The sequence below is a fragment of the Leucobacter sp. cx-42 genome, from assembly GCF_014529985.1.
GTDB lineage: Bacteria > Actinomycetota > Actinomycetes > Actinomycetales > Microbacteriaceae > Leucobacter.
Genome location: NZ_JACVMU010000012.1, coordinates 17,015 through 36,394 on the forward strand (window position 1 = coordinate 17,015; position 19,380 = coordinate 36,394).

The 19,380-nt window shown below is 61.9% G+C and carries 19 protein-coding genes; 10 read left to right on the plus strand and 9 right to left on the minus strand.

From position 1 onward, the window contains the following. The first annotated feature begins 4 nt into the window (after positions 1–4). On the plus strand, positions 5–532 hold the full coding sequence (locus tag ICM05_RS11165) for a ribonuclease H (RefSeq protein ID WP_188024711.1): 528 nt from the start codon (positions 5–7) through the stop codon (positions 530–532). Between the two features lie 412 nt (positions 533–944). On the opposite strand, the gene ICM05_RS11170 is transcribed toward ICM05_RS11165, so the two are convergent. The 7 genes from ICM05_RS11170 to rpsB all read right to left on the minus strand — a co-directional run bounded on the left by ICM05_RS11170 (position 945) and on the right by rpsB (position 6,296). Then, positions 945–1,541 carry a transglycosylase SLT domain-containing protein gene (locus ICM05_RS11170; RefSeq protein WP_353055894.1) on the minus strand — a complete coding sequence of 199 codons (597 nt, stop codon included), beginning with the start codon at positions 1,539–1,541 and terminating at the stop codon, positions 945–947. A gap of 56 nt (positions 1,542–1,597) precedes the next feature. Next, positions 1,598–2,185 carry a DivIVA domain-containing protein gene (locus ICM05_RS11175; RefSeq protein WP_188024712.1) on the minus strand — a complete coding sequence of 196 codons (588 nt, stop codon included), beginning with the start codon at positions 2,183–2,185 and terminating at the stop codon, positions 1,598–1,600. Further along, on the minus strand, positions 2,182–3,102 hold the full coding sequence (locus tag ICM05_RS11180) for a phosphatidate cytidylyltransferase (protein ID WP_188024713.1): 921 nt from the start codon (positions 3,100–3,102) through the stop codon (positions 2,182–2,184). Before ICM05_RS11180 ends, ICM05_RS11175 begins: the two co-directional genes overlap by 4 nt. 5 nt (positions 3,103–3,107) lie before the next feature. Beyond that, positions 3,108–3,662 carry a ribosome recycling factor gene (gene frr / locus ICM05_RS11185; RefSeq protein WP_188024714.1) on the minus strand — a complete coding sequence of 185 codons (555 nt, stop codon included), beginning with the start codon at positions 3,660–3,662 and terminating at the stop codon, positions 3,108–3,110. 36 nt (positions 3,663–3,698) lie between these two features. Beyond that, complete coding sequence (gene pyrH / locus ICM05_RS11190; RefSeq protein ID WP_188024715.1) at positions 3,699–4,418, minus strand: UMP kinase; 720 nt, start codon at positions 4,416–4,418, stop codon at positions 3,699–3,701. A gap of 106 nt (positions 4,419–4,524) precedes the next feature. Next, positions 4,525–5,364 carry a translation elongation factor Ts gene (gene tsf / locus ICM05_RS11195; RefSeq protein ID WP_188024716.1) on the minus strand — a complete coding sequence of 280 codons (840 nt, stop codon included), beginning with the start codon at positions 5,362–5,364 and terminating at the stop codon, positions 4,525–4,527. 128 nt (positions 5,365–5,492) lie between these two features. Then, positions 5,493–6,296 (minus strand): 30S ribosomal protein S2, encoded by an 804-nt coding sequence (rpsB, locus tag ICM05_RS11200; RefSeq protein ID WP_188024717.1) that lies wholly within the window; start codon positions 6,294–6,296, stop codon positions 5,493–5,495. Positions 6,297–6,623: 327 nt separating this feature from the next. Here rpsB and ICM05_RS11205 point away from each other — a divergent pair, with 327 nt between their 5' ends. The 6 genes from ICM05_RS11205 to ICM05_RS11230 all read left to right on the plus strand — a co-directional run bounded on the left by ICM05_RS11205 (position 6,624) and on the right by ICM05_RS11230 (position 12,580). After that, positions 6,624–6,998, plus strand: coding sequence for a YraN family protein (locus ICM05_RS11205; protein ID WP_188024718.1), 375 nt, complete (start codon positions 6,624–6,626; stop codon positions 6,996–6,998). Next, positions 6,995–8,563 carry a YifB family Mg chelatase-like AAA ATPase gene (locus ICM05_RS11210; protein WP_188024719.1) on the plus strand — a complete coding sequence of 523 codons (1,569 nt, stop codon included), beginning with the start codon at positions 6,995–6,997 and terminating at the stop codon, positions 8,561–8,563. Before ICM05_RS11205 ends, ICM05_RS11210 begins: the two co-directional genes overlap by 4 nt. Then, on the plus strand, positions 8,560–9,810 hold the full coding sequence (dprA, locus tag ICM05_RS11215) for a DNA-processing protein DprA (protein ID WP_188024720.1): 1,251 nt from the start codon (positions 8,560–8,562) through the stop codon (positions 9,808–9,810). The genes ICM05_RS11210 and dprA overlap by 4 nt, the downstream gene beginning before the upstream one ends. 42 nt (positions 9,811–9,852) lie before the next feature. Then, entirely contained in the window at positions 9,853–10,140 is a 288-nt protein-coding gene (locus tag ICM05_RS11220; RefSeq protein ID WP_188024721.1) for a hypothetical protein, read from the plus strand. 177 nt (positions 10,141–10,317) lie between these two features. Continuing rightward, positions 10,318–11,538, plus strand: coding sequence for a hypothetical protein (locus ICM05_RS11225; RefSeq protein WP_188024722.1), 1,221 nt, complete (start codon positions 10,318–10,320; stop codon positions 11,536–11,538). A 100-nt stretch (positions 11,539–11,638) separates the two neighbouring features. Then, positions 11,639–12,580, plus strand: coding sequence for a tyrosine recombinase XerC (locus ICM05_RS11230; RefSeq protein ID WP_188024723.1), 942 nt, complete (start codon positions 11,639–11,641; stop codon positions 12,578–12,580). 4 nt (positions 12,581–12,584) lie between these two features. Here the strand turns inward: ICM05_RS11230 and ICM05_RS11235 are convergent, their stop codons facing one another. After that, positions 12,585–13,157 (minus strand): M23 family metallopeptidase, encoded by a 573-nt coding sequence (locus ICM05_RS11235; RefSeq protein WP_188024724.1) that lies wholly within the window; start codon positions 13,155–13,157, stop codon positions 12,585–12,587. A 98-nt stretch (positions 13,158–13,255) separates the two neighbouring features. Further along, positions 13,256–13,579 (minus strand): DUF2469 domain-containing protein, encoded by a 324-nt coding sequence (locus ICM05_RS11240; RefSeq protein ID WP_188024725.1) that lies wholly within the window; start codon positions 13,577–13,579, stop codon positions 13,256–13,258. 76 nt (positions 13,580–13,655) lie between these two features. Here ICM05_RS11240 and ICM05_RS11245 point away from each other — a divergent pair, with 76 nt between their 5' ends. The 3 genes from ICM05_RS11245 to ICM05_RS11255 are packed head-to-tail and all read left to right on the plus strand — an operon-like array spanning position 13,656 to position 19,317. After that, a complete protein-coding gene (locus ICM05_RS11245) occupies positions 13,656–14,303 on the plus strand; it encodes a hypothetical protein (protein ID WP_188024726.1) in 648 nt (215 codons plus the stop codon). Further along, positions 14,300–15,901 carry a DNA polymerase Y family protein gene (locus ICM05_RS11250; protein WP_188024727.1) on the plus strand — a complete coding sequence of 534 codons (1,602 nt, stop codon included), beginning with the start codon at positions 14,300–14,302 and terminating at the stop codon, positions 15,899–15,901. The genes ICM05_RS11245 and ICM05_RS11250 overlap by 4 nt, the downstream gene beginning before the upstream one ends. Beyond that, positions 15,901–19,317: an error-prone DNA polymerase gene (locus ICM05_RS11255; protein WP_188024728.1), complete on the plus strand. Its 3,417-nt coding sequence runs from the start codon at positions 15,901–15,903 to the stop codon at positions 19,315–19,317. Before ICM05_RS11250 ends, ICM05_RS11255 begins: the two co-directional genes overlap by 1 nt. The last annotated feature ends 63 nt before the right edge of the window (positions 19,318–19,380 follow it).

A 19,380-nucleotide genomic window follows, 5' to 3' on the forward strand; every position in this document is an offset into this window, starting at 1 on the left:
CCGAATGAGCATTACCGCGGCAGCCGATGGTTCGGCGCTCGGCAATCCTGGCCCCGCTGGCTGGGCTTGGTACATCGATGACAACCAGTGGCGTGCTGGTGGCTGGCCACGCGCCACCAACAATCAGGGCGAACTCATGGCCGTCCTCGATCTCTTGAACGCCACCGCTGACCGTGCAGCTGAACCCATTCTCATTCGCTGCGACAGCCAGTACGTAATCAACTCGGTAACGCAGTGGATGCCAGGCTGGAAGCGAAAAGGCTGGCGCAAGGCAGACGGGAAACCGGTACTCAACCGCGAGTTGCTGGAACAGATCGACGCTGCACTCGTCGGACGCACCTACAAGTTCGAGTGGGTGAAGGGGCACGCGGGTGACCCGATGAACGAGGCTGCTGACGCGCGGGCCAATGCCGCGGCAAAGGCCTTCCAGGCAGGCGTAGCGCCCGATCAAGGCCCTGGGCTTGCCTCTGGCTCGCCAGCTCCGGTCTCAGTCGAGGTAGAGGCGCCTGCCGCTCCCCCGACACTGTTCTAGCGCGGGCTTCCAGCTTCACCGCAAAGAGGCCCCATCTCCCGCAGTTGCGGAAGATGGGGCCTCTTTCATGCATGTCGGCTCAGGTGGCACTCAGACAACTGTCGCCCACTTACATGAGTCGCCAGCAATGCGAGTGGTAGTGGCGGCGATCAGCTACCGCGGCAGAGTCACCAAAGAAGTTCTCCGCGCTCCAAGCAACCACGTGAGCTTGGCCTGGCGGGACGTCGCTGCCGCACTCCGGACAGCGGTAGGTCTTCTCGGCTCGTTGCACTGAGATGTCTCGAACGAACCATTCACGACCGCGGCGCATCTCTCGACGCGCGCCGCCGTTGGCCATACGGGAAACGTCACGCTGCGGTGCGGCGGCCGCGCGCTGATACTTGCTTGGTCCGCGGCTACGCCCCACCCGCGATCACCACCAGTGGTTCGAGGTCCAGAAGTCGTACGCAGCAGCCCAGCTGCCGTATCGACCAACTGCGTAACCGTTTGCCCACTGCAGGTTGTCTACAGGGTTATAGCCGTTTCCAGGGACCTTGCTGCATGGGTAAGCCTGAATGAGTCCACACGCACCAGAGTCAGCGTTTGTCGCGTTCGGGTTCCAGCCAGACTCGCGCGAGGCAATGTAGTCAACGAAGCCCCAGTCACTCTGAGCGATTCCGGCAGCTGCCATCCATTCAGAGGGAGCGCCACCGCCGGTATAGCGAAGCGACTCCGTACTTGCTGACTCTTCAGAGTCTTCAGCAGTCTCGGCTACCTTGACGACCGGCTTCGGCTTTGGGACTTCTTCACCTTCAATAGCGGGAAGCACAAAGTCATCATTCGGGTTTTCGTTCGCAACGAATTCCTGGAAGAGCTGTGGGTACTGCGCAGCAAACTCTTCGTCAGCGGATGCGCTGGGCGTGGTCATCGGAGCGAGGATCGCCATGCCGAGGAAACCGGCAGCGGTCACGCCTGCGATGGGGCCGCGTACGCGGCGCCAGAGAGAAGTTCGAGTTGTAGATGCAGTCACAATGTAACGATTGTATCTCACCAACAGTGATGCGCCAAGACGCTCACAGCCGGTGATCAGCGAGTAGCCAGAATCAGCTCGACGATCGCATCGAGGAGCGCGTCAACCTGGTCTTCATCGTAGCCTCGCCACTCACTGTGGAATACGGTCTCCCGCACTTCTGCAGGAGTCATCGAGATCTCGCGACGCGAGAACATATCCCCAACGCTGTCGAGGAAAGCGTCAACTTGCGACCGACGGTAGCCAGTAGCAAAGACTCCCCGCCGACGCAATCGCTTGCCAGCCGGTCGACCGATACGCCCGCGAACATCCGAGAGAAGTGCGCGGGTCTCGTCCCACCATTCCTTCTCGCCGTTCTCGCGCATCTCTGCGCGTCGCTCGCGCTCGTAGAAGACATCTTCAAGACGATCGAGTGCCGCGTCGACGTGGCGGACTGAGTAGCCGCCCTTCACGAGCGGGAATGAAGCCTCGCGAACCTCTGCCGCGGTCACCGCCGATGTTGCATCGGCAGTACCAACGTAGGTTTCGCGCGCGCGCTCGACGAACGTTTCAACATTGGCATGCTTGTAGCCCAGCTGACGATCCGCCGCCTTCGGGAAAACATTGCCTGGCTGGCCAGCGGTGCCCACCGAACCATCACTCACGAGATAACTCCAACTACGAGGGCGACGCCATAGACTGCCACCGCCGAGGGCAACAGTGAATCAAGGCGATCAAGGAACCCGCCGTGGCCAGGGAACCAAGTGCTCATGTCTTTCACACCGAGATCACGCTTAATGAGTGATTCGGTGAGGTCACCGCCAGTTGCGGTGAGCAGAACCACGACGCCGAGCAGAATGCCGACCCACCATGGCTGATCAAGGAAGAAGACCGCCGAGAGCACACCCGTCGTCATTGCGAGGATGGCCGCCCCTGCGAAGCCTTCCCAAGTTTTGTTTGGGCTGATCCGCGGTGTCATTTTATGCTTGCCCAGCGTCACGCCCGCAGCATATGCACCGATATCAACCGAGACAACGACGAGAACCAGGGTAAAGACCCACCATTCGCCATTGTCAAGCTCGTTCAGCAGGATCGCAAAGGATCCAAAGAACCCGACGTACACCAGCGTGAAAAGCCCTGAGAACACGTCGCGAACGAGGGTCTTAGGTGCGACTTCCCACTTCGGCACCAGTCCCTCAAGAAGACGCCACACGATCAGGAGCGCGGAAGCGGCGAACAAGCCCATCAGCATGCCCGCGGCACCCCAGAAATATGTGGCGGAGACGGTGAGCAACCCACCGAGCGCGACGCCGAAGCGCGGCACTCGGCGTCCCGCTGTACGGAACGCCGAAGCCAGCTCGACAAGAGCGATCACGACAAGCGCTCCGACGAGGATCGCGAAAGCCGGCTTCATCCAGAAGAGGCTTCCGAGAAAGACTGCGCCAAAGACTAGGCCTGAACCAATCGCCAAAAAGAGATTGCGTCCGGCTTTTTCTTCCACACGGTCGCTCGTCGCTTTGAGCTGCGCGCGAAGCTCTTGAAGGTCGTGACGACCTTCGTGCTGCTCACCATCTACCGACATTGAGGTTAGACCTCCAGCAGTTCTGCTTCTTTGCGCTTGAACGCGTCGTCAATCTGCTCGATGAACTGCTTGGTAAGAGCCTCGAGCTCCTTCTCAGCGCGTGCGACGTCGTCTTCGCCGACCTCACTCTTCAGCGCTTCAAGCTCGTCCTTGGTGCTGCGGCGCACGTTACGAACAGCAACGCGTGCATCCTCAGAACGAGTCTTGACGATCTTGACGAACTCCTTGCGGCGTTCAGCGGTGAGCTCGGGCAGAGTAACGCGAATGACGGTGCCGTCATTCGTGGGGTTCGCGCCGAGGTTATGCATGTTGCGGATTGCCTCTTCGATGCCCTTCATCGCACCCTTGTCATACGGGGTGATGATGAGACTACGCGCATCCTGATTCGCTACCGAAGCGAGCTGCGGAAGTGGCGTCGGGGTGCCGTAGTAATCAACCATGAGGTTCTGCAGCAGTGCCGGGTTAGCGCGGCCGGTGCGAACCGTCGCGAAGCTTTCCTTGGCGGCCTCGACCGCGCGGGTCATACGATCCTTCGCGTCAGCGAATACCTCTTCGATCACGATGATCTCCTTCTTAAACGGTAAACGTTTCTTAGCTTACTGGTGGACTCGCGTGCCAAGCTTCTCGCCACGGATAGCCGCGGTGACATTTCCTGCAGGCTCCATACCGAATACTCGCATCGGCATGCCATTGTCCATGCAGAGGCTAAACGAGGTCGAGTCAACGACCTTGAGACCCTTTACGAGCGCATCGTTGTAGGTGATGTCTTCGATGAGGGTAGCGTTTGGATCCTTGTTCGGGTCTGCGGTGTACACGCCGTCGACGCCATTCTTCGCGACGAGTACTTCGTCTGCGTGGATTTCGAGCGCACGCTGCGCCGCAACCGTGTCCGTAGAGAAGTACGGAAGTCCCGCGCCTGCACCGAAGATCACAACGCGACCCTTTTCCATGTGGCGGATCGCGCGAAGCGGGATGTAGGTCTCTGCGACCTGGGTCATGGTGATCGCCGACTGCACACGGCTATCAACGCCTGCCTGCTCCAGGAAGTCCTGGAGCGCAAGTGCGTTCATGACGGTGCCGAGCATGCCCATGTAATCAGCGCGAGCGCGATCCATACCGCGCTGTGAAAGCTCTGCACCGCGGAAGAAGTTGCCGCCGCCAACGACTACAGCGACCTCTGCGGTCTCCATGGCTGCAGCGATTTCACGTGCGATTTGGCTAATGACGTCCGGGTTTACTCCGAGGGTGCCACCACCGAACGCTTCTCCAGAGAGCTTAAGCAGTACGCGGCGCTTACGAGGGGTGACTGAAGTCATGAAAGAAGACTCGCTTTCTCGGTGTGTTCTGGGAGTAATGATAGTCGGTGAATGGCAGCACAAGGCCCGAGGGTAGAAAAACTACCCTCGGGCCTAATGAAGCAACTTACGCGCCGACCTTGCTACGTGCAAAGCCAACGATCTTGATGCCAGCTGCCTCAGCAACAGCCTTCACGTCGCGCTTGTCAGCGTCGAGTGCGTGGATCTGCTCGGTGAGAACAACCTGCTTGAAGAACGCGTTCAGGCGACCCTCAACGATCTTCGGGAGTGCAGCCTCGGGCTTGCCCTCGTTACGCGAAATCTCGGTAACGATCTCGCGCTCCTTGTCGACGTCTGCAGCGGGAACCTCGTCGCGGTTCACGTACAGGGGGTCAGCGAACGAGATGTGACGTGCGATGCTGAGTGCTGCGTCTGCAGCCTCTGCCGAGTCACCCTCGTAGCCAACGACAACGCCGATCTGCGGGGGCAGATCCTTCGAGGTGCGGTGGAGGTATACCGAGGTAGCGGGAGCCTCAACGCGGGTCACCTTACGGAGAACGATGCGCTCGCCGATGATTGCCGACTCGTCGGTGATGACGTCTGCAACGGTCTTGCCGTCGAGCTCAGCCGCGAGGCCAGCCTCTGCGTCAGCCGCGCCTGCTGCTGCGATTGCGTCGAGAACCTTCTCGCTGAGTGCAACGAACTTTTCGTTCTTTGCAACAAAGTCGGTCTCGCAAACGAGCTCGATCATGGTTGCTGCGCCCTCGGTCTCGCGCACTGCGACGAGTCCCTCGGTAGCCTCGCGGCCCTCACGCTTAGCAACGCCCTTGATGCCCTTCAGGCGAAGGATCTCAATTGCCTTCTCGATGTCACCGTCTGCCTCGACGAGTGCGTTCTTGCTGTCCATCATGCCGGCGCCAAGGCGCTCGCGCAGTTCCTTCACAGCGGCCATGGTTACTGCAGCCATGTGTGACTCCTTCATGTCTATGGAAACCGCGGGGCACTTTTCAGCACCCCGCGGTCTCATGTGTCTTGTCTAAATCCTACGTTCAATAGATGAACGGAGGAAAGATCAGAGGTAATTACGAAAGGTAATTACTCAGCTGCGGGAGCAGCTGCCTCAGCTGCAGCCTCAGCGGGCTTGTCAGCGTTGAGGAGCTCAACTTCCCACTCAGCGAGGGGCTCAGCTGCTGCGCCTTCAGCAGGCTTCTGGTGGCGCTCCATGAGGCCCTCAGCAGCTGCGTCAGCGATAACGCGGGTGAGCAGTGCAACCGAACGGATTGCGTCATCGTTGCCCGGGATGGGGTAGGTGACGTCGTCGGGATCGCAGTTGGTGTCGAGGATAGCGATAACGGGGATACCCAGCTTCTTCGCCTCGTCGATTGCGAGGTGCTCCTTCTTGGTGTCAACAACCCAGATTGCCGAAGGGGTCTTCGTCATGTGACGGATACCACCGAGGGTCTTCTGGAGCTTGTCGAGCTCACGCTTCTTGAGGAGGAGCTCCTTCTTGGTGAAGCCCGAGGTGGTGCCCTCGAAGTCGAGCTGCTCGAGCTCCTTCATGCGCTCCAGGCGACCGGTAACGGTCTGGAAGTTGGTGAGGAGGCCACCGAGCCAGCGCTGGTTCACGTAAGGCTGGTTCACGCGAGTCGACTGCTCAGCAATTGCTTCCTGAGCCTGCTTCTTGGTGCCAACGAAGAGAATCGAGCCGCCGCGTGCGACGGTGTTCTTTACGAAGTCGTATGCAGAGTCGATGTAACCGAGGGTCTGCTGCAGGTCGATGATGTAGATACCCGAGCGCTCAGTGAAAATGAAGCGCTTCATCTTCGGGTTCCAACGACGGGTCTGGTGACCGAAGTGAACGCCGCTGTCGAGCAGCTGGCGCATGGTAACGACTGCCATGGTCGTCTCCTTGTAATAGGGCGCGTCAAAAAACGCGCAAATGCGGTTTTCAACGATCGCGGTGCGATCGAAGCCTGGTGCCCGTGAGCTCAACCGCCACACGTCAAACTGACCTGTGGACCGGTGGCCTCACCCACTGAAGTGGGCACGCGAAGTCACCTCTTCCGAGATGCCCGTCTAGCTTACCACCATTTCGGCACACATTTCGACGCCTCAGCGTTGCTCGCACATCGAGTTTGCCGCGATCTTTGGGCACTTATTCACAAAGCGAGGTGATCGCACTTCTGAGCTGGCAGTTTTCTTCACACTATCGGCAGGAGGTTACCCATGAATGAAGAAAACTCACGTCGAAACTCTCAAGCGCTTGGTGCGCGTGGCGAGGCACTGGCGGCCAGGTTTCTCGTAGCGAAAGGGTACACAGTGTTAGCGCGTAATTGGCGCACTCAGCACGGTGAACTCGATTTGATCGTGTCGAAGGCTGGCACCGTCGTCGCAGTTGAGGTGAAGACCAGACGTGGACACAACCACGGCCATCCGCTCGAAGCCATCACCGCCCGAAAGTGTGCACGTCTCAAGCGGCTGCTCCTCGAGTGGGTGCAGAAGCAACGTATGCCTTACCCCCATTTGCGTATTGATGCGATCGGCATCACACTGCGCGATGAGGAGACACCACGAATCGACCATCTGCGAGGCATCCAATGACGCGCGTCTGTCGCACAGCGACCATCGCACTCACCGGTCTCTCCGGCAGTGCGGTCTATGTTGAGGCCGCGGTAAACCAGCAGCTGCCAGGCATGGCGATCATTGGCCTCCCAGATGCTGCACTGGCGGAGGCGAAGCTGCGCGTGCGAACTGCCGCAACCCAATCCGGGCTTTCGCTCTCAAGCCGATTCATTACCGTGAATCTCGCCCCAGCAGCGCTCCCGAAGCATGGCACCGGGTTCGACCTTGCTATTGCACTCTCGGTACTCTCAGCATCTGGGCACCTCCCAAGTTCGCAGCTCGAGACCACCGCTCACTTCGGCGAGCTCGGCCTAGACGGCACCCTTCGACGCCCCAATGGGCTCTTGAGCGCAGTGCTCGCAGCCCGCGACCTCGGATTTCGGCAGGTGATGGTGCCTTCGGCATCATTCAGTGAGGCACAACTCATCCCCGATATCGAGGTCATCGCCGTGCCTGATCTGCGCAGCGCTGTTGCCTGGCACCACGGCGATCAGGTTTCCCAGTGCTTCACTCCCCCAACGCCACCGCGATCCTTACGGCTCCTGCCAGACGCTACCAACCCGCACGCTCTGGATATGGCTGAGGTTACAGGCCAGGCTGATGCGATCGAGGCACTCGTTGTCGCAGCAGCCGGGAGGCATCACCTTGCTATGGTCGGCCCGCCAGGCGCAGGCAAAACGCTACTTGCCACCAGGCTCCCTTCGCTCCTGCCAGATTTGTCCGGGCAAGAGTCCCTCATGGCAAGCAGCATTGCGTCACTTGGTGGCACGCCGGTGTTCGAACTCGTCACGCGCCCACCCTTTGAGTCACCGCATCACACTGCAACCAGTTCTTCCCTCGTTGGGGGTGGGCAGTCAGCCGTTCCACGTATCGGTGCGATCACCCGAGCCTGTTACGGCGTGCTGTTTCTTGATGAAGCGCCGGAGTTCAAAAAAGACGTACTCGAGGCACTTCGACAGCCACTCGAATCGGGCAGCATCGAAATCCATCGCGCGAATATGCGAACAACCTTTCCTGCCCGTACCCAACTCGTGCTGGCAGCGAATCCATGCCCGTGCGGGAAAGCAGGCTCACCTGAAACCGCGCTCCAGTGCGAGTGCACTCCTCAGATCCGACGCCGTTATCTCCGCAAGCTCTCGGGACCACTTGCAGATCGCATAGATCTCCAACTGTCGGTCCGCCGCGTCTCAACAGTTGCTAGACCTGCGACCGTTGGCCTGGGCGTGGTCGCAGAACACAGTAGCGCGGCACTGAGAGAAAAAGTCACTCTGGCGCGTGAGCGATCCGCCCACCGACTTCGAGAAACACCATGGCGAGTGAATGCAGACGTCCCAGGAGACTGGCTACGCGGCCTGACGCTCCGCCTCCCGAGCGAGGAGACTGCTGTGCTCGACCAAGCATTGCGTCGCGGGTCAATCACGATGCGCGGCTACGACCGAGTGCTCCGGCTCGCCTGGACGGTGAGTGATCTCTCCGGCGTCGAACGGCCCGGCCGCAGAGAGATAGCCCAGGCGCTCAGCCTTCGGAGTGGAGCGTTCTCATGACCCCCCACACATCGTTCTTCGCAAACGACACTGAGCTGCGGCACGCACTCGCTGCAGCTCAAGGAACTGACCTAGATGTGCGCCTCGCCACAACGCTGCTTTCCCGGATTATCTGGGCTCGCCTGTGTGAGCCTGGCGACCGAGTTGCAGGCTCACTGATTGCGGCGCTCGGCCCCGAACACGCTTTTGATCTCGTCGCGCAAGGCGCATCAGCAAAGACCACGCTCGGAGTGATCGCCGCTAGCGGGTTCTCCCCCGCCGAGTTCCCGCTCCTCACTCATGCACGAGTTACGGCAGCGATGCAACGCTGGCGCCCTCGACTCAGCAGAGAAGAGACGCTCAACGATCTCAACACTGCCGCCGCCAATGGCTTCGATGTTATGACTCCAGATCACGCAGACTGGCCGAGCGGCTTAGCCGACCTAGAACACGCAGCTCCACCACTTTTATGGTTCCAGGGAAACGTTTCAGCGCTCAACGCTGGAGGGTTAGCGATCGTAGGAGCACGTGCCTGCACAAATTACGGTCGAGAGTTGACAAGTGAGTTTGCGGAGTATGCGGCGAGCGCAGGGATCATGGTGATCTCTGGCGCCGCCTACGGGATCGACGCTGCCGCGCATCACGCCGCCCTCAGCGCGCAGAAACCAACCGTCGCTGTGCTTGCTGGTGGCCTGGACCGCCCTTACCCGGCGGGCCACACCGCGCTTATTGCAGAAATAGCGCGTGGCGGGGCCGTCTGTTCTGAGGTTGTTCCAGGTACCGCTCCGACGAGATGGCGGTTCCTGCAACGGAACCGGCTCATTGCCGCACTTGCACACGCAACGCTCGTCACTGAGGCAGGCGCGCGATCCGGGTCACTCAATACTGCCGGGCATGCTGCGGAGCTTGGCCGACCGCTTGCTGCTGTGCCAGGCCCAATCACGAGCCCGGCTTCGGCAGGGTGCCACGCGATCATTCGGAATCTCGGGGCAGAACTCGTCTCAAATACCTCTGAGCTCTGTGAGTTCCTCAGGCTTGATTCAATGAGTTCAACACCAGAGACCAGCGGCGCAAGGCAGCTTTCCATCCACCGGCGGGTACTGGACGCCCTGCCATTGCGGAATACCCGGAGCACCGCTGAGACTTCTCGGGTCTCTGGGCTCACGCTCGCAGATGCTCGGCAAGCGCTTGCCGAGCTAGAGCTTCTCGGGTTCGTGGAACGAGACCCGTTAGATCCCCAGAACTGGAGGTTACTGAAACGCGAGTGAAGCTACGAACGCTGGCGGAGCCCCTATGTATAGGGTGCAAGTATGGCAACCACCTTCTCCTTCCGCGTTGGCGTAGAAGAATCGCATGAGGTCACAGTGAACGTGGCCGGCATCAGGCACGTTGTGACGATCAGTGTGGATGGCCACATAATCATCACAGGAGGCGGCAACCTCGGGATCCTCATGCCGAACGTGTTCGACCTCGAAGTTGGTTTTGTGGAGAAGCATATGGTCTCCGTGCGTTTCATTGCGGCTCAGGTCGTCGACGGTGGCGCTACCTATATTGACGTCTTCGTTGACGGCAGGTTCGCGTTCCGTCACCCCTGGTGAAATGTCCTTCGCCCAGGACGCGTAAAGCTGCCGTTGTGTCCGCATCTCATTGGCGATAGCGTCGTAACTAGATCTGCAACATAATCGCTCATGCTGTCAGCGCGACGTCATCGCACCTCTCAAAGACGAGTCAGGCAAGGTGACAGCGTGCCAAGGCACGGTTCTGAGGACTTTTCAATGACGTCGAGTACCACCACACCAGATTCAGTTTCACGCAAGACCCCGACGGAGCTCCGTGCCCCGGGCATGATTATCGGGGCGGTGATCATCGTCGCGCTCTTGATCGGCGTCGCGTTCGCGCTCGACGCGGTGAAGGGCATCTTCGCTGGCGGCGCCCCCACACCTGTGGCGAGCGCTTCACCGCGACCAGAAGGGTTTGGGGCGTGGGTGAGCTGGACGATCAGCGATATCACGGCCCCCCAGTTCTACAAGCTACCCCTCGCTTCCATTGGCCTCTTCCTTGGCGCTGCGCTCGCGTGGTGGGGGTGGAAGCGCGGTCGTGCTTGGGGCGGCATCGCGGTCTCGTATGGTTCGGGGCTGTGGCCGTGGATCCTCGGTTCAGCGACGCTCAGCCTCATCCTTTCGAACGTCGCGTTTGGCTGGCGGATCGATGACACCTGGCAGTCCACCTTCATCCCGTTCGTGTGTGTCCCCGCCGCGATCGTACTGATCTATGGTTCGGGTTGGAAGACGCTCTTCACTGGCGCGGTTCTTGGCGCGGGTATCGCGACGCCACTGTCAATCCCGCTGATCATGTATGTGACGGTGCCACTCGGTCTCCCCGGCGTTGCTGCAAACACCATGGCAATGGCGCTCGGTACCGCGATCTCGTGCCTGATTGCGCGCTACCTGCCGTGGATGGAACGTCCGACCGCGCCGAAGCTCGACGCAGCGCCGGCGGCCCCCGCGACCACCATCACAGGCACACCAACGCTGTGGAAGGACGCGGCTTGGACAATGCGCCGTGTTATCGCCGATTTCTCGGAGGCGCAGTTCTGGGCGACCGAGCTCGCCTCGATTGGTATGCTGATCGGCCTCGCAGTCACGGTCATGATCGGTCCGGCTGAGCTGGCTGGCCTTCTCCCGCAGATTCTCGTGGCGCAGGGCCTCACCGCAGCGATCGGCGTAGTTGTGTGGCGGCGTGGACTTCGTGGCGGCGGCTACGTTCCCACCTACATCCCCGTCGTCTCCGTCGCTCCAGCGTGCGTGCTGGCCTTCGGCGGAACGGTTCCCGCCATCATCCTCGGTGCAGTGCTCGGCGCGCTTATTGGTCCGTTCATCTCCCGCTTGATTGAAAAGATCCTCCCGTCCGATTTCCACCCGGTCATCGCGTTCACCTTCGCCATGGCGGTCACCTCGGCGATCGTTGTACCGACGCTCGCGCTCTTTCTCAATTAGCGCGTAATGGGGGCGCGGATCAGTGCCAGCGGGAAAGGCTCACCGTCGAAAGACTGTGAGCCTTTCCCGTTTCCTGCGGCATGCGAGCCACAATAGAGGCATGGATATCCGGGACGCAGTGGACAGCTTCCTCACAACGGTGCGCCACGAGTACGGCTACTCGGAGCACACTGTGACCGCGTATCGCCGCGATCTCGAACTCCTCTCAACTTTCGCCGTGGAGCGGCAGCTCACCAATGTCACGGATCTCACGCTTGATCTACTGCGAGACTGGCTCTGGGAACGCCAGCAGAGCGGACTCTCCCCCGCGACGCTGTCGCGAAACGTTGCCACGCTCAAGTCCTTTGGCGCTTGGCTGGAGACTCGCGAGTATGTTCCGGGCAGCCCGGCATCGCGCTTACGTGCACCGAAGTCACCGCAGTCACTTCCCCGCGTCCTCACCACCGATCAGGCTGATCGCATTCTCACGCGTGCCGCCAGCCTTGCCGAGAGTGGCGACCCCACGAAGCTCCGGGACCACGCAGCGCTTGAACTGCTGTACGCCTCTGCGTTACGCGTCTCTGAGCTGTGTTCACTCACCGTCGCCGGCTACGCGCCAGGCGATCGCACCGTGCGCGTGCTCGGCAAGGGCAATAAGGAGCGCGTGGTGCCGCTCGGCCGATCCGCCGCCCGAGCGCTCGATCGCTACCTCAGTACGGGGCGACCGGCGCTCCTCGCACGCGCACAGAACACGGGCGCGGATCAGTCTCCCACTCCTGCAACGCAAGCAACCATGTTCCTGGGGAACCGTGGTGGTGCGTTCACCTCGTCTGCCGCGTATCGATTGGTCGCAAAGGAACTCGAGCAGGAGCCTGGCAGTGGCCCGCGCGGACCGCACACGCTCCGCCACACCGCCGCCACCCACTTGCTCGACGGCGGCGCCGACCTGCGCGTTGTGCAGGAGTACCTTGGCCACTCGAGCCTCGCCAGCACGCAGGTGTACACCCATGTCTCGAAGGAACGCCTCGCAGAGAGCTACCGCCAGGCTCACCCGCGAGCCTGATCCGCTACCCCGCCAGCGGGAGCAAGATCGGACGCGCCAAGAAGAACCGCATGGGGTTCACGTAGGCACCATCGATTCTGACGCCGACGTGCACACATTCCGCGTAGCAGTGACCGCCGCTGGCCATCTCACCAAGCACGGCTCCTCGGCTGACGGAATCACCGACGACGAGCTCCGAGCGCACCGGTTCCAGCGACACCAGCGTCTGCGCATCGACGCGGATGGTGACGAGCGGGCGGTCAGCAACCACGCCAGCGAATGTCACTTCGCCCGAGGTAGGCGCGAGCACGGTTGCGCCAGGGCGAGCAGGCAGGTCGATTCCTCGATGGCCTGACGCATAGCGGTTCGGCGGTGCCCGATACCGGCCGGAAACCTGCAACGCAGTGCCGACCGGGGGCAGCCATTTTTCAGGGGAAGCTGCGGCGGTCGCGCCGCCAGGCACTGCCAGGGTTGCCAGGGTTAACGGCGCTGACGGGATTGACAGCGCTGACGGCGCTGCCACGGCAACCGGAGCCGCCGGATTCACCAGGAAAAGGGTCAACACCAACGAGTACACACACGAGACGAAACGATTCATGCGGCAAGTGTGGCGCACCGGTTGCCGCCACACACACAAAAACCGCCTCAGGGGCGGTCGTTGTGGAGAAAAACTTCAGTGCGGAGGTTGTGAGCAACCTAGCGGTCGAGCGACAGGTCCTCAGGGAACTTCAGCTCGTGAGCCGAAAGCTCTTCGACGTTGACGTCCTTGAACGTCAGCACTCGAACCGACTTCACGAAGCGGTTGGCGCGGTACACATCCCACACCCACACATCGTTCATGGACAGCTCAAAGTAGAAATCGTTGCCCGCATCCTGACGCTTCAGCTCAACATCGTTCGCCAGATAGAAACGGCGTTCCGTCTCTACGACATAGCGAAACTGGCTTGCGATATCGCGGTACTCACGAAACAGCGACAGCTCGGCTTCGCGCTCGTAATCGTCCAGTTCTTCCTCATTCATCGACACCATCCTACGCGCCTTCTTGGAGGCACGCCGACAGATTGACTTATTCGAACATATGTTCGAATATTGCTTCATGAATTCTCCGGCGACAGTCCTCGAGCTGCAGCAGCGCATCAGCGCAATGCAGCCGCTGCGCCTGCACGAGCGCACGCTCCCAACTGCGCCAGAGCTCGCCCCACTCCTCCCGGGCGGCTCCCTCCGCGAAGGTGGCATCTACGCAGTCTCCGGTTCCTGGCAGCTCGCGCTTTCGTTTCTCGCACCCGTATCCCAAAGCGGAGCCTGGTGCGGCATTATTGGCTGCCCAAATCTCAGTGCTGAAGCCGCTGCCGACGCAGGCATCGCCCTTGACCGCTGCATCGTCGTGCCAGATCCAGGCGCCCGCACGACCGCGGTCGCCGACATGCTGAGCGGCACAGTCACTGCGCTTCTCACGAAGTTTCCCGCTGAGGTCCCACCGCACGACGCGGAACGCATCGCGGCGAGACTCCGCGAGCAGGGATCCACCCTCATTGTCATGGGTGATTGGCGTCGTACTGATGCTGAGATTCGGGTGACAGATTCACGCTGGATCGGGCTAGACACCGGTCGCGGTGCACTCCGCGACCGCGAATTGACCGTTCGCAGCAGCGATCATCGCGGCCCTCGCACGCACAAGCTCCGCTTCGCTGGGGGCCACCTGGCACCGCAGCAGTCACCCGTCCGTCTGGTGGCAACACGATGACCGACGCAGCAACCCCGCAGCGCATCATCGCGCTCTGGTTTCCCGATTGGCCCGTCTATGCGCACCTTGATGCGTTCGGCGTCGAGCTGACAGATCCGCTCCCACCGCTTGCCCTCGTGGCCAAGCGCATGATCGTCGCGTGCTCACCCGCAGCGCGCGCACGCGGTGTGCGGATCGGCCTGCGCGAGCAAGAAGCCCGCCTCCGGTGCCCCGATCTCGCGATCGAGCCGCTGCATCCCACGCTCGGCTCAGAACGCTTCGCGACGCTGCTCGCGGCATTCGCAGACCTCATTCCCCACATCGCAGAAGAGCGTCCCGGGCTCGCGGTCATGCAGGCCCGTGGGCCCGCTCGGTTCTACGGCAGCGAGCTCCAGGCCGCGCAGGAGCTTCGCACCCATGCGACAACACTCGGCTATGTCACGGCACGCATTGGCATTGCAGAAGGCAGGTTTGCCGCGGAGCAGACCGCCCGAGCCGACACACAGAATACGTTCCTCGAGGCGGCAGAAGACGGCATTCGCGTACTCTCCCCCGGCACCGCGAAGGCGTTTCTCGCTCCGCTCCCGGTAGACCTCGCAATCGCAGGGTCACCGCGCCTGAGCGATACGCTGCACGGGCTCGGCATTCATACGCTCGGCGCGTTTGCTGCGCTCCCAGAGCCCGCCGTGCGCGCCCGCTTCGGCCCAGGCGGCGTCACCGCCCACCGCCGTGCACAGGGCCTCGAACCGGCGAGCCAGGCCGCGATTCAGGCGTATGCAGCAGCCCAAACGTTCGAAGTCACGCAAGATTTCGAGACCCCCATCGACACTGCTGAACAGCTCGCATTCGCCTGCAGCGCACTCGCAAACACGTCCATTGACCAGCTTGCACAGGCGAACCTTGTCTGCACCGAGTTTCGCATCACCCTGATCGACGACATCGGGATGCTGCACGAGCGCGTCTGGGGGCACCCTCAGTACTTCTCCGCAGCCGACCTGTTGACGCGTATCCGATGGCAAAGCGAGCAGGTGCCCCGCGCGCCCGAACGCACCGGCTCTGGCATCGCTCGCATCATGGTGTTTCCCGTACGCACCGACGCGGCAGCAGCCCACGAACCAGGGCTCTGGAATACCGGCGCAGATGAGCGCGTGCATCATCAGTTCAGCCGCGTGCAGCAGCTCCTCGGCCCGAGCAGCATCGGCACGTTCTCGCTCACTGGCGGGCGCCTCGTCAGCGAACGCCAGTCGTTCACCCCGTGGGGCACCGTGCAAGCTGACGCGTCACGCAACAATGCCGCTGCCCCCTGGCCAGGCGCGCTCATCGAGCTTCATCCCTCACTTGTATTCGATCCGCCACGCCCCGCGCAACTCCTCGGAACGGATGGCACTCCCCTGTTCGTCACCCCCGATGATGTCCTGTCAGCAGACCCGGCCGAGTTCTCAACTGATCCTCAGCACAGCACTCAGGTCGCACACTGGTCGCTCCCCTGGCCGCTGCGCGAACGCTGGTGGGAAAGCCGACCCGTCAGGCATCGCCTGCAGGTCGAGCTTGCCGATGGCACCGCATGGCTCCTCATCACCTCCAATCAGTCATGGTTCGCCGAGGGGAAATACGACTGATGGCTGGTTGGCACAACCCAAAAATCACCTGGTCCGAGCTTGAGCGCAGGCTCTCCGGGCGCCCGGACGCGGGCGCCCAAGCGGCTGCAACGTCGTCGCCAGCCCCAACAACTGCCGCGCTCCCGGGATCCGCGCCCGTCTCGAAGCGCGATAGCTCCCACGTGCCGTATGCAGAATTGCATGCGCACTCCCACTACAGCTTCCTCGATGGTGCTTCATCGCCGCAGCAACTCATCCGCACCGCGGCCGAACTCGACCTCACTGGCATTGCCATCACCGACCACGACGGCATCTACGGCGCTGCCCGTTTTGCAGAAGAAGCGACCGCGTTTCCTGACGTACTCACCGTGTACGGGGCAGAGCTCAGCATCGGGCTCGATGCGCCCCAGCTCGGAGCCATCGATCCCGCCGGCACACACTTGCTCGCGCTCGCGCACGGCAAAGAGGGCTACCACCGGCTCGCAAGCGCCATCACCCACGCGCAACTGGCTGGTGGCGCGAAGGGACGACCGGTCTACGACCTCGAAGCGCTCGCCGAGACCGCCGGTGGCGAGTGGGCGATCCTCACGGGATGCCGCAAAGGCGCTGTGCAGCAGGCGCTCAATACTGCCTCGAATCGTTCCGACGGTGAAGATGCAGCCCGCGCAGAACTTGACCGACTCGTCGCGCTCTTCGGCCGCGATCAGGTACACGTTGAGCTAACGCATCACGGTCGCCCTGGCGATGATGCGCGGATCGACCAGCTCGCCGCCCTCGCAAAGCACGCCGGTCTCCCCACCCTGGCAACCGGCAACGTGCACTACGCAACCCTTGCCGAGACTCCGCTCGCTGAAGCGGTAGCCGCGGTTCGAGCACGCAGAAGCCTTGCGGAGATGGACCCGTATCTACCTGCGAACGGCTCTGCACGGCTTCGCAGCGGTGCTTGGATGCTGAACCGGTTTGCCCGACACGCAGACGCTGTGCTGCGCACTGTACCCCTCGCCCGCGAGCTCGCGTTTCCCCTCGCCAAAGCGAAGCCAAACCTGCCACGCATCGCACTTCCCGCTGGTCAGACACAGATGGGTTGGCTCCGCGAGCTCGTGTGGCGCGGCGCTGAACAACGGTACGGCCAGACACTCGACGCAGCGAAGCGCGCCCGCATCGAGCGCGAGCTCTCCGTCATCGAGGCGAAAGACTTCCCCGGCTACTTCCTCATCGTGCACGATATCGTCCAGCACGCGCGAGGCCTCGGCATCCTCTGCCAAGGGCGCGGCTCAGCGGCGAACTCAGCCGTTTGCTACGTCCTCGAAATCACCGCGGTCGATTCCATCTACTACGATCTCCCATTCGAACGTTTCCTCTCGAGCATGCGCGATGAAGAACCAGACATCGATGTCGATTTCGATTCGGAACGCCGTGAAGAGGTCATCCAGTATGTCTACGAGAAGTACGGCAGGCTCAACGCTGCGCAGGTCGCCAACGTCATCACCTACCGCCCGAAGGCAGCGGTGCGCGATGCTGCCCGCGCCCTTGGGTATAGCTCTGCCCAGCAGACTGCTTGGACAAAGCAGCTCGAACGCGGCGGCAACCTCACTGAGAACACCGCGCTGCCAGCGCCCGTCACCAAGCTCGCAGAAATGATGCTCACGGCACCACGCCACCTCGGCATCCACTCCGGCGGCATGGTACTCACCGACCGACCGGTCGGTGAGGTGTGCCCAATCGAGCATGCCCGCATGGAGCGCCGCACCGTCCTGCAGTGGGACAAAGACGACTGCGCGTCCATGGGCCTCGTGAAGTTCGACCTGCTGGGCCTCGGCATGCTGAGCGCGATCCGCAAATCATTCGACATGATCGCGGCAGGCACTGGCGAACGATGGAGCATCGAGACGATCCCTCGCGAAGAAAGCGGCGTCTACGACATGCTCTGTCGCGGCGACGCTGTCGGCATCTTCCAACTCGAAAGCCGCGCACAGCTCAATACGCTGCCGCGCCTCAAACCGCGCAAATTCACCGACCTCGTGATTGAGATCGCGCTCATCCGGCCGGGACCCGTGCAGGGCGGCTCCGTGCATCCGTACCTCCGCAGGCGTTCAGGTGCTGAGCCCATCACATACCCGCACCCAACACTTGAGCCAGTCCTCAAGCGCACGCTCGGCATCCCCCTGTTCCAAGAGCAGCTCATGCAAATGGCGATGGCAGTCGGAAACTTCACGGGCGAAGACGCAGACCAGCTTCGCCGTGCCATGGGTTCGAAGCGTGGACTCGAACGAATCGACAAGCTCAAATCAAAACTCTTCGCAGGCATGGCCGAACACGGCATCGTCGGCGATGAAGCGATTCGCATCTTCGAACAGATCGAGGCGTTCGCAAGCTTCGGATTCGCAGAGAGCCATTCGATTAGCTTCGCGCTACTCGTCTACGTGAGCGCGTGGCTCAAGTTGCACTACCCGGCAGCCTTCCTCGCAGGGCTTCTCCAGTCGCAGCCCATGGGCTTCTACTCGCCACGCAGCCTCGTCGAAGACTCCCGCAGGCACGGCGTTGAGGTGCTGCCACCCGATGTGCAGTTCTCCGACATCGAGTCAGTCATTGCGCCACGCGACGCCCCAGCGACACCAGGCACCCACCACGCGGCAACTGGCACGCACGCTTGTACCGTCTTCGAACAGCCGCCAGTTGGCCCGTTTGACGGCAGCGGGCCAGACCGGGGCGGCCAGCATCGCCGTGACAGCAACTTCCATGTGCGACTCGGCCTCACCGCGATCCGCGGCATTGAAGCGGCAACGGCAGAGCGCATCGTCACCGCACGCGCCCGCGAACCGTTCCTCGACATGGCCGACCTCGCCCGCAGGGCAGACCTCAGCAAAGATCAGCTCGAAGCGCTCGCGAGCGCTGGCGCGTGCAGTGGCATCGGCCTCGAACGACGCGAAGCGCTCTGGTCGGCAGGTCCGAGCGCAGAGAACCGCGAGCGATACTTGCCTGGCATCGCCACCTCGGTACAGCCCCCGCTGCTGCCGCTCCTCACACCGGGTGAGCAGTCGGCCCTCGACCTCTGGACCACAGGTGTAGTGACCGGCAATCACCCACTCAGTCTGCTGCGCGACCAGCTCGATGTCCGGCGCGTGGTGCGCTCCGATCGCACCACCGCGGTGCGGCCAGGCAGCATCGTCGAAGTCGCCGGCGTGGTGACCCACCGGCAACGCCCGAGCACGGCAGGCGGTGTCACCTTCCTCACCCTCGAAGATGAGAGCGGCACCGTCAACATCGTGGTCTGGCCAAAGATGTGGGAGCGCCACAGGCTCGTCGCGCGATCCGCGCCCGCACTCATCGTGCGGGGTCGCCTCGAACGGTCTCCAGAGGGGGTAGAAAACGTCGTAGCCGAAAGTTTCGAACCACTAGCAGCACCACCCGCCGTGCAGTCTCGAGATTTCCGATGATCATTAGCTAAGCTGACCGAGTGAACACCACAGCACGGTCCACCGCTTTCTTCACCGACCATT

Bases quoted from the DNA above. Each gene is read 5' to 3' on its own strand.
- ICM05_RS11165 (WP_188024711.1), top strand. From the start codon at position 5: ATGAGCATTACCGCGGCAGCCGATGGTTCGGCGCTCGGCAATCCTGGC.
- ICM05_RS11180 (WP_188024713.1), bottom strand. From the start codon at position 3,102: ATGTCGGTAGATGGTGAGCAGCACGAAGGTCGTCACGACCTTCAAGAG.
- pyrH (WP_188024715.1), bottom strand. From the start codon at position 4,418: ATGACTTCAGTCACCCCTCGTAAGCGCCGCGTACTGCTTAAGCTCTCT.
- tsf (WP_188024716.1), bottom strand. From the start codon at position 5,364: ATGGCTGCAGTAACCATGGCCGCTGTGAAGGAACTGCGCGAGCGCCTT.
- rpsB (WP_188024717.1), bottom strand. From the start codon at position 6,296: ATGGCAGTCGTTACCATGCGCCAGCTGCTCGACAGCGGCGTTCACTTC.
- ICM05_RS11205 (WP_188024718.1), top strand. From the start codon at position 6,624: ATGAATGAAGAAAACTCACGTCGAAACTCTCAAGCGCTTGGTGCGCGT.
- ICM05_RS11210 (WP_188024719.1), top strand. From the start codon at position 6,995: ATGACGCGCGTCTGTCGCACAGCGACCATCGCACTCACCGGTCTCTCC.
- dprA (WP_188024720.1), top strand. From the start codon at position 8,560: ATGACCCCCCACACATCGTTCTTCGCAAACGACACTGAGCTGCGGCAC.
- ICM05_RS11220 (WP_188024721.1), top strand. From the start codon at position 9,853: ATGGCAACCACCTTCTCCTTCCGCGTTGGCGTAGAAGAATCGCATGAG.
- ICM05_RS11225 (WP_188024722.1), top strand. From the start codon at position 10,318: ATGACGTCGAGTACCACCACACCAGATTCAGTTTCACGCAAGACCCCG.
- ICM05_RS11230 (WP_188024723.1), top strand. From the start codon at position 11,639: ATGGATATCCGGGACGCAGTGGACAGCTTCCTCACAACGGTGCGCCAC.
- ICM05_RS11235 (WP_188024724.1), bottom strand. From the start codon at position 13,157: ATGAATCGTTTCGTCTCGTGTGTGTACTCGTTGGTGTTGACCCTTTTC.
- ICM05_RS11240 (WP_188024725.1), bottom strand. From the start codon at position 13,579: ATGAATGAGGAAGAACTGGACGATTACGAGCGCGAAGCCGAGCTGTCG.
- ICM05_RS11245 (WP_188024726.1), top strand. From the start codon at position 13,656: ATGAATTCTCCGGCGACAGTCCTCGAGCTGCAGCAGCGCATCAGCGCA.
- ICM05_RS11250 (WP_188024727.1), top strand. From the start codon at position 14,300: ATGACCGACGCAGCAACCCCGCAGCGCATCATCGCGCTCTGGTTTCCC.
- ICM05_RS11255 (WP_188024728.1), top strand. From the start codon at position 15,901: ATGGCTGGTTGGCACAACCCAAAAATCACCTGGTCCGAGCTTGAGCGC.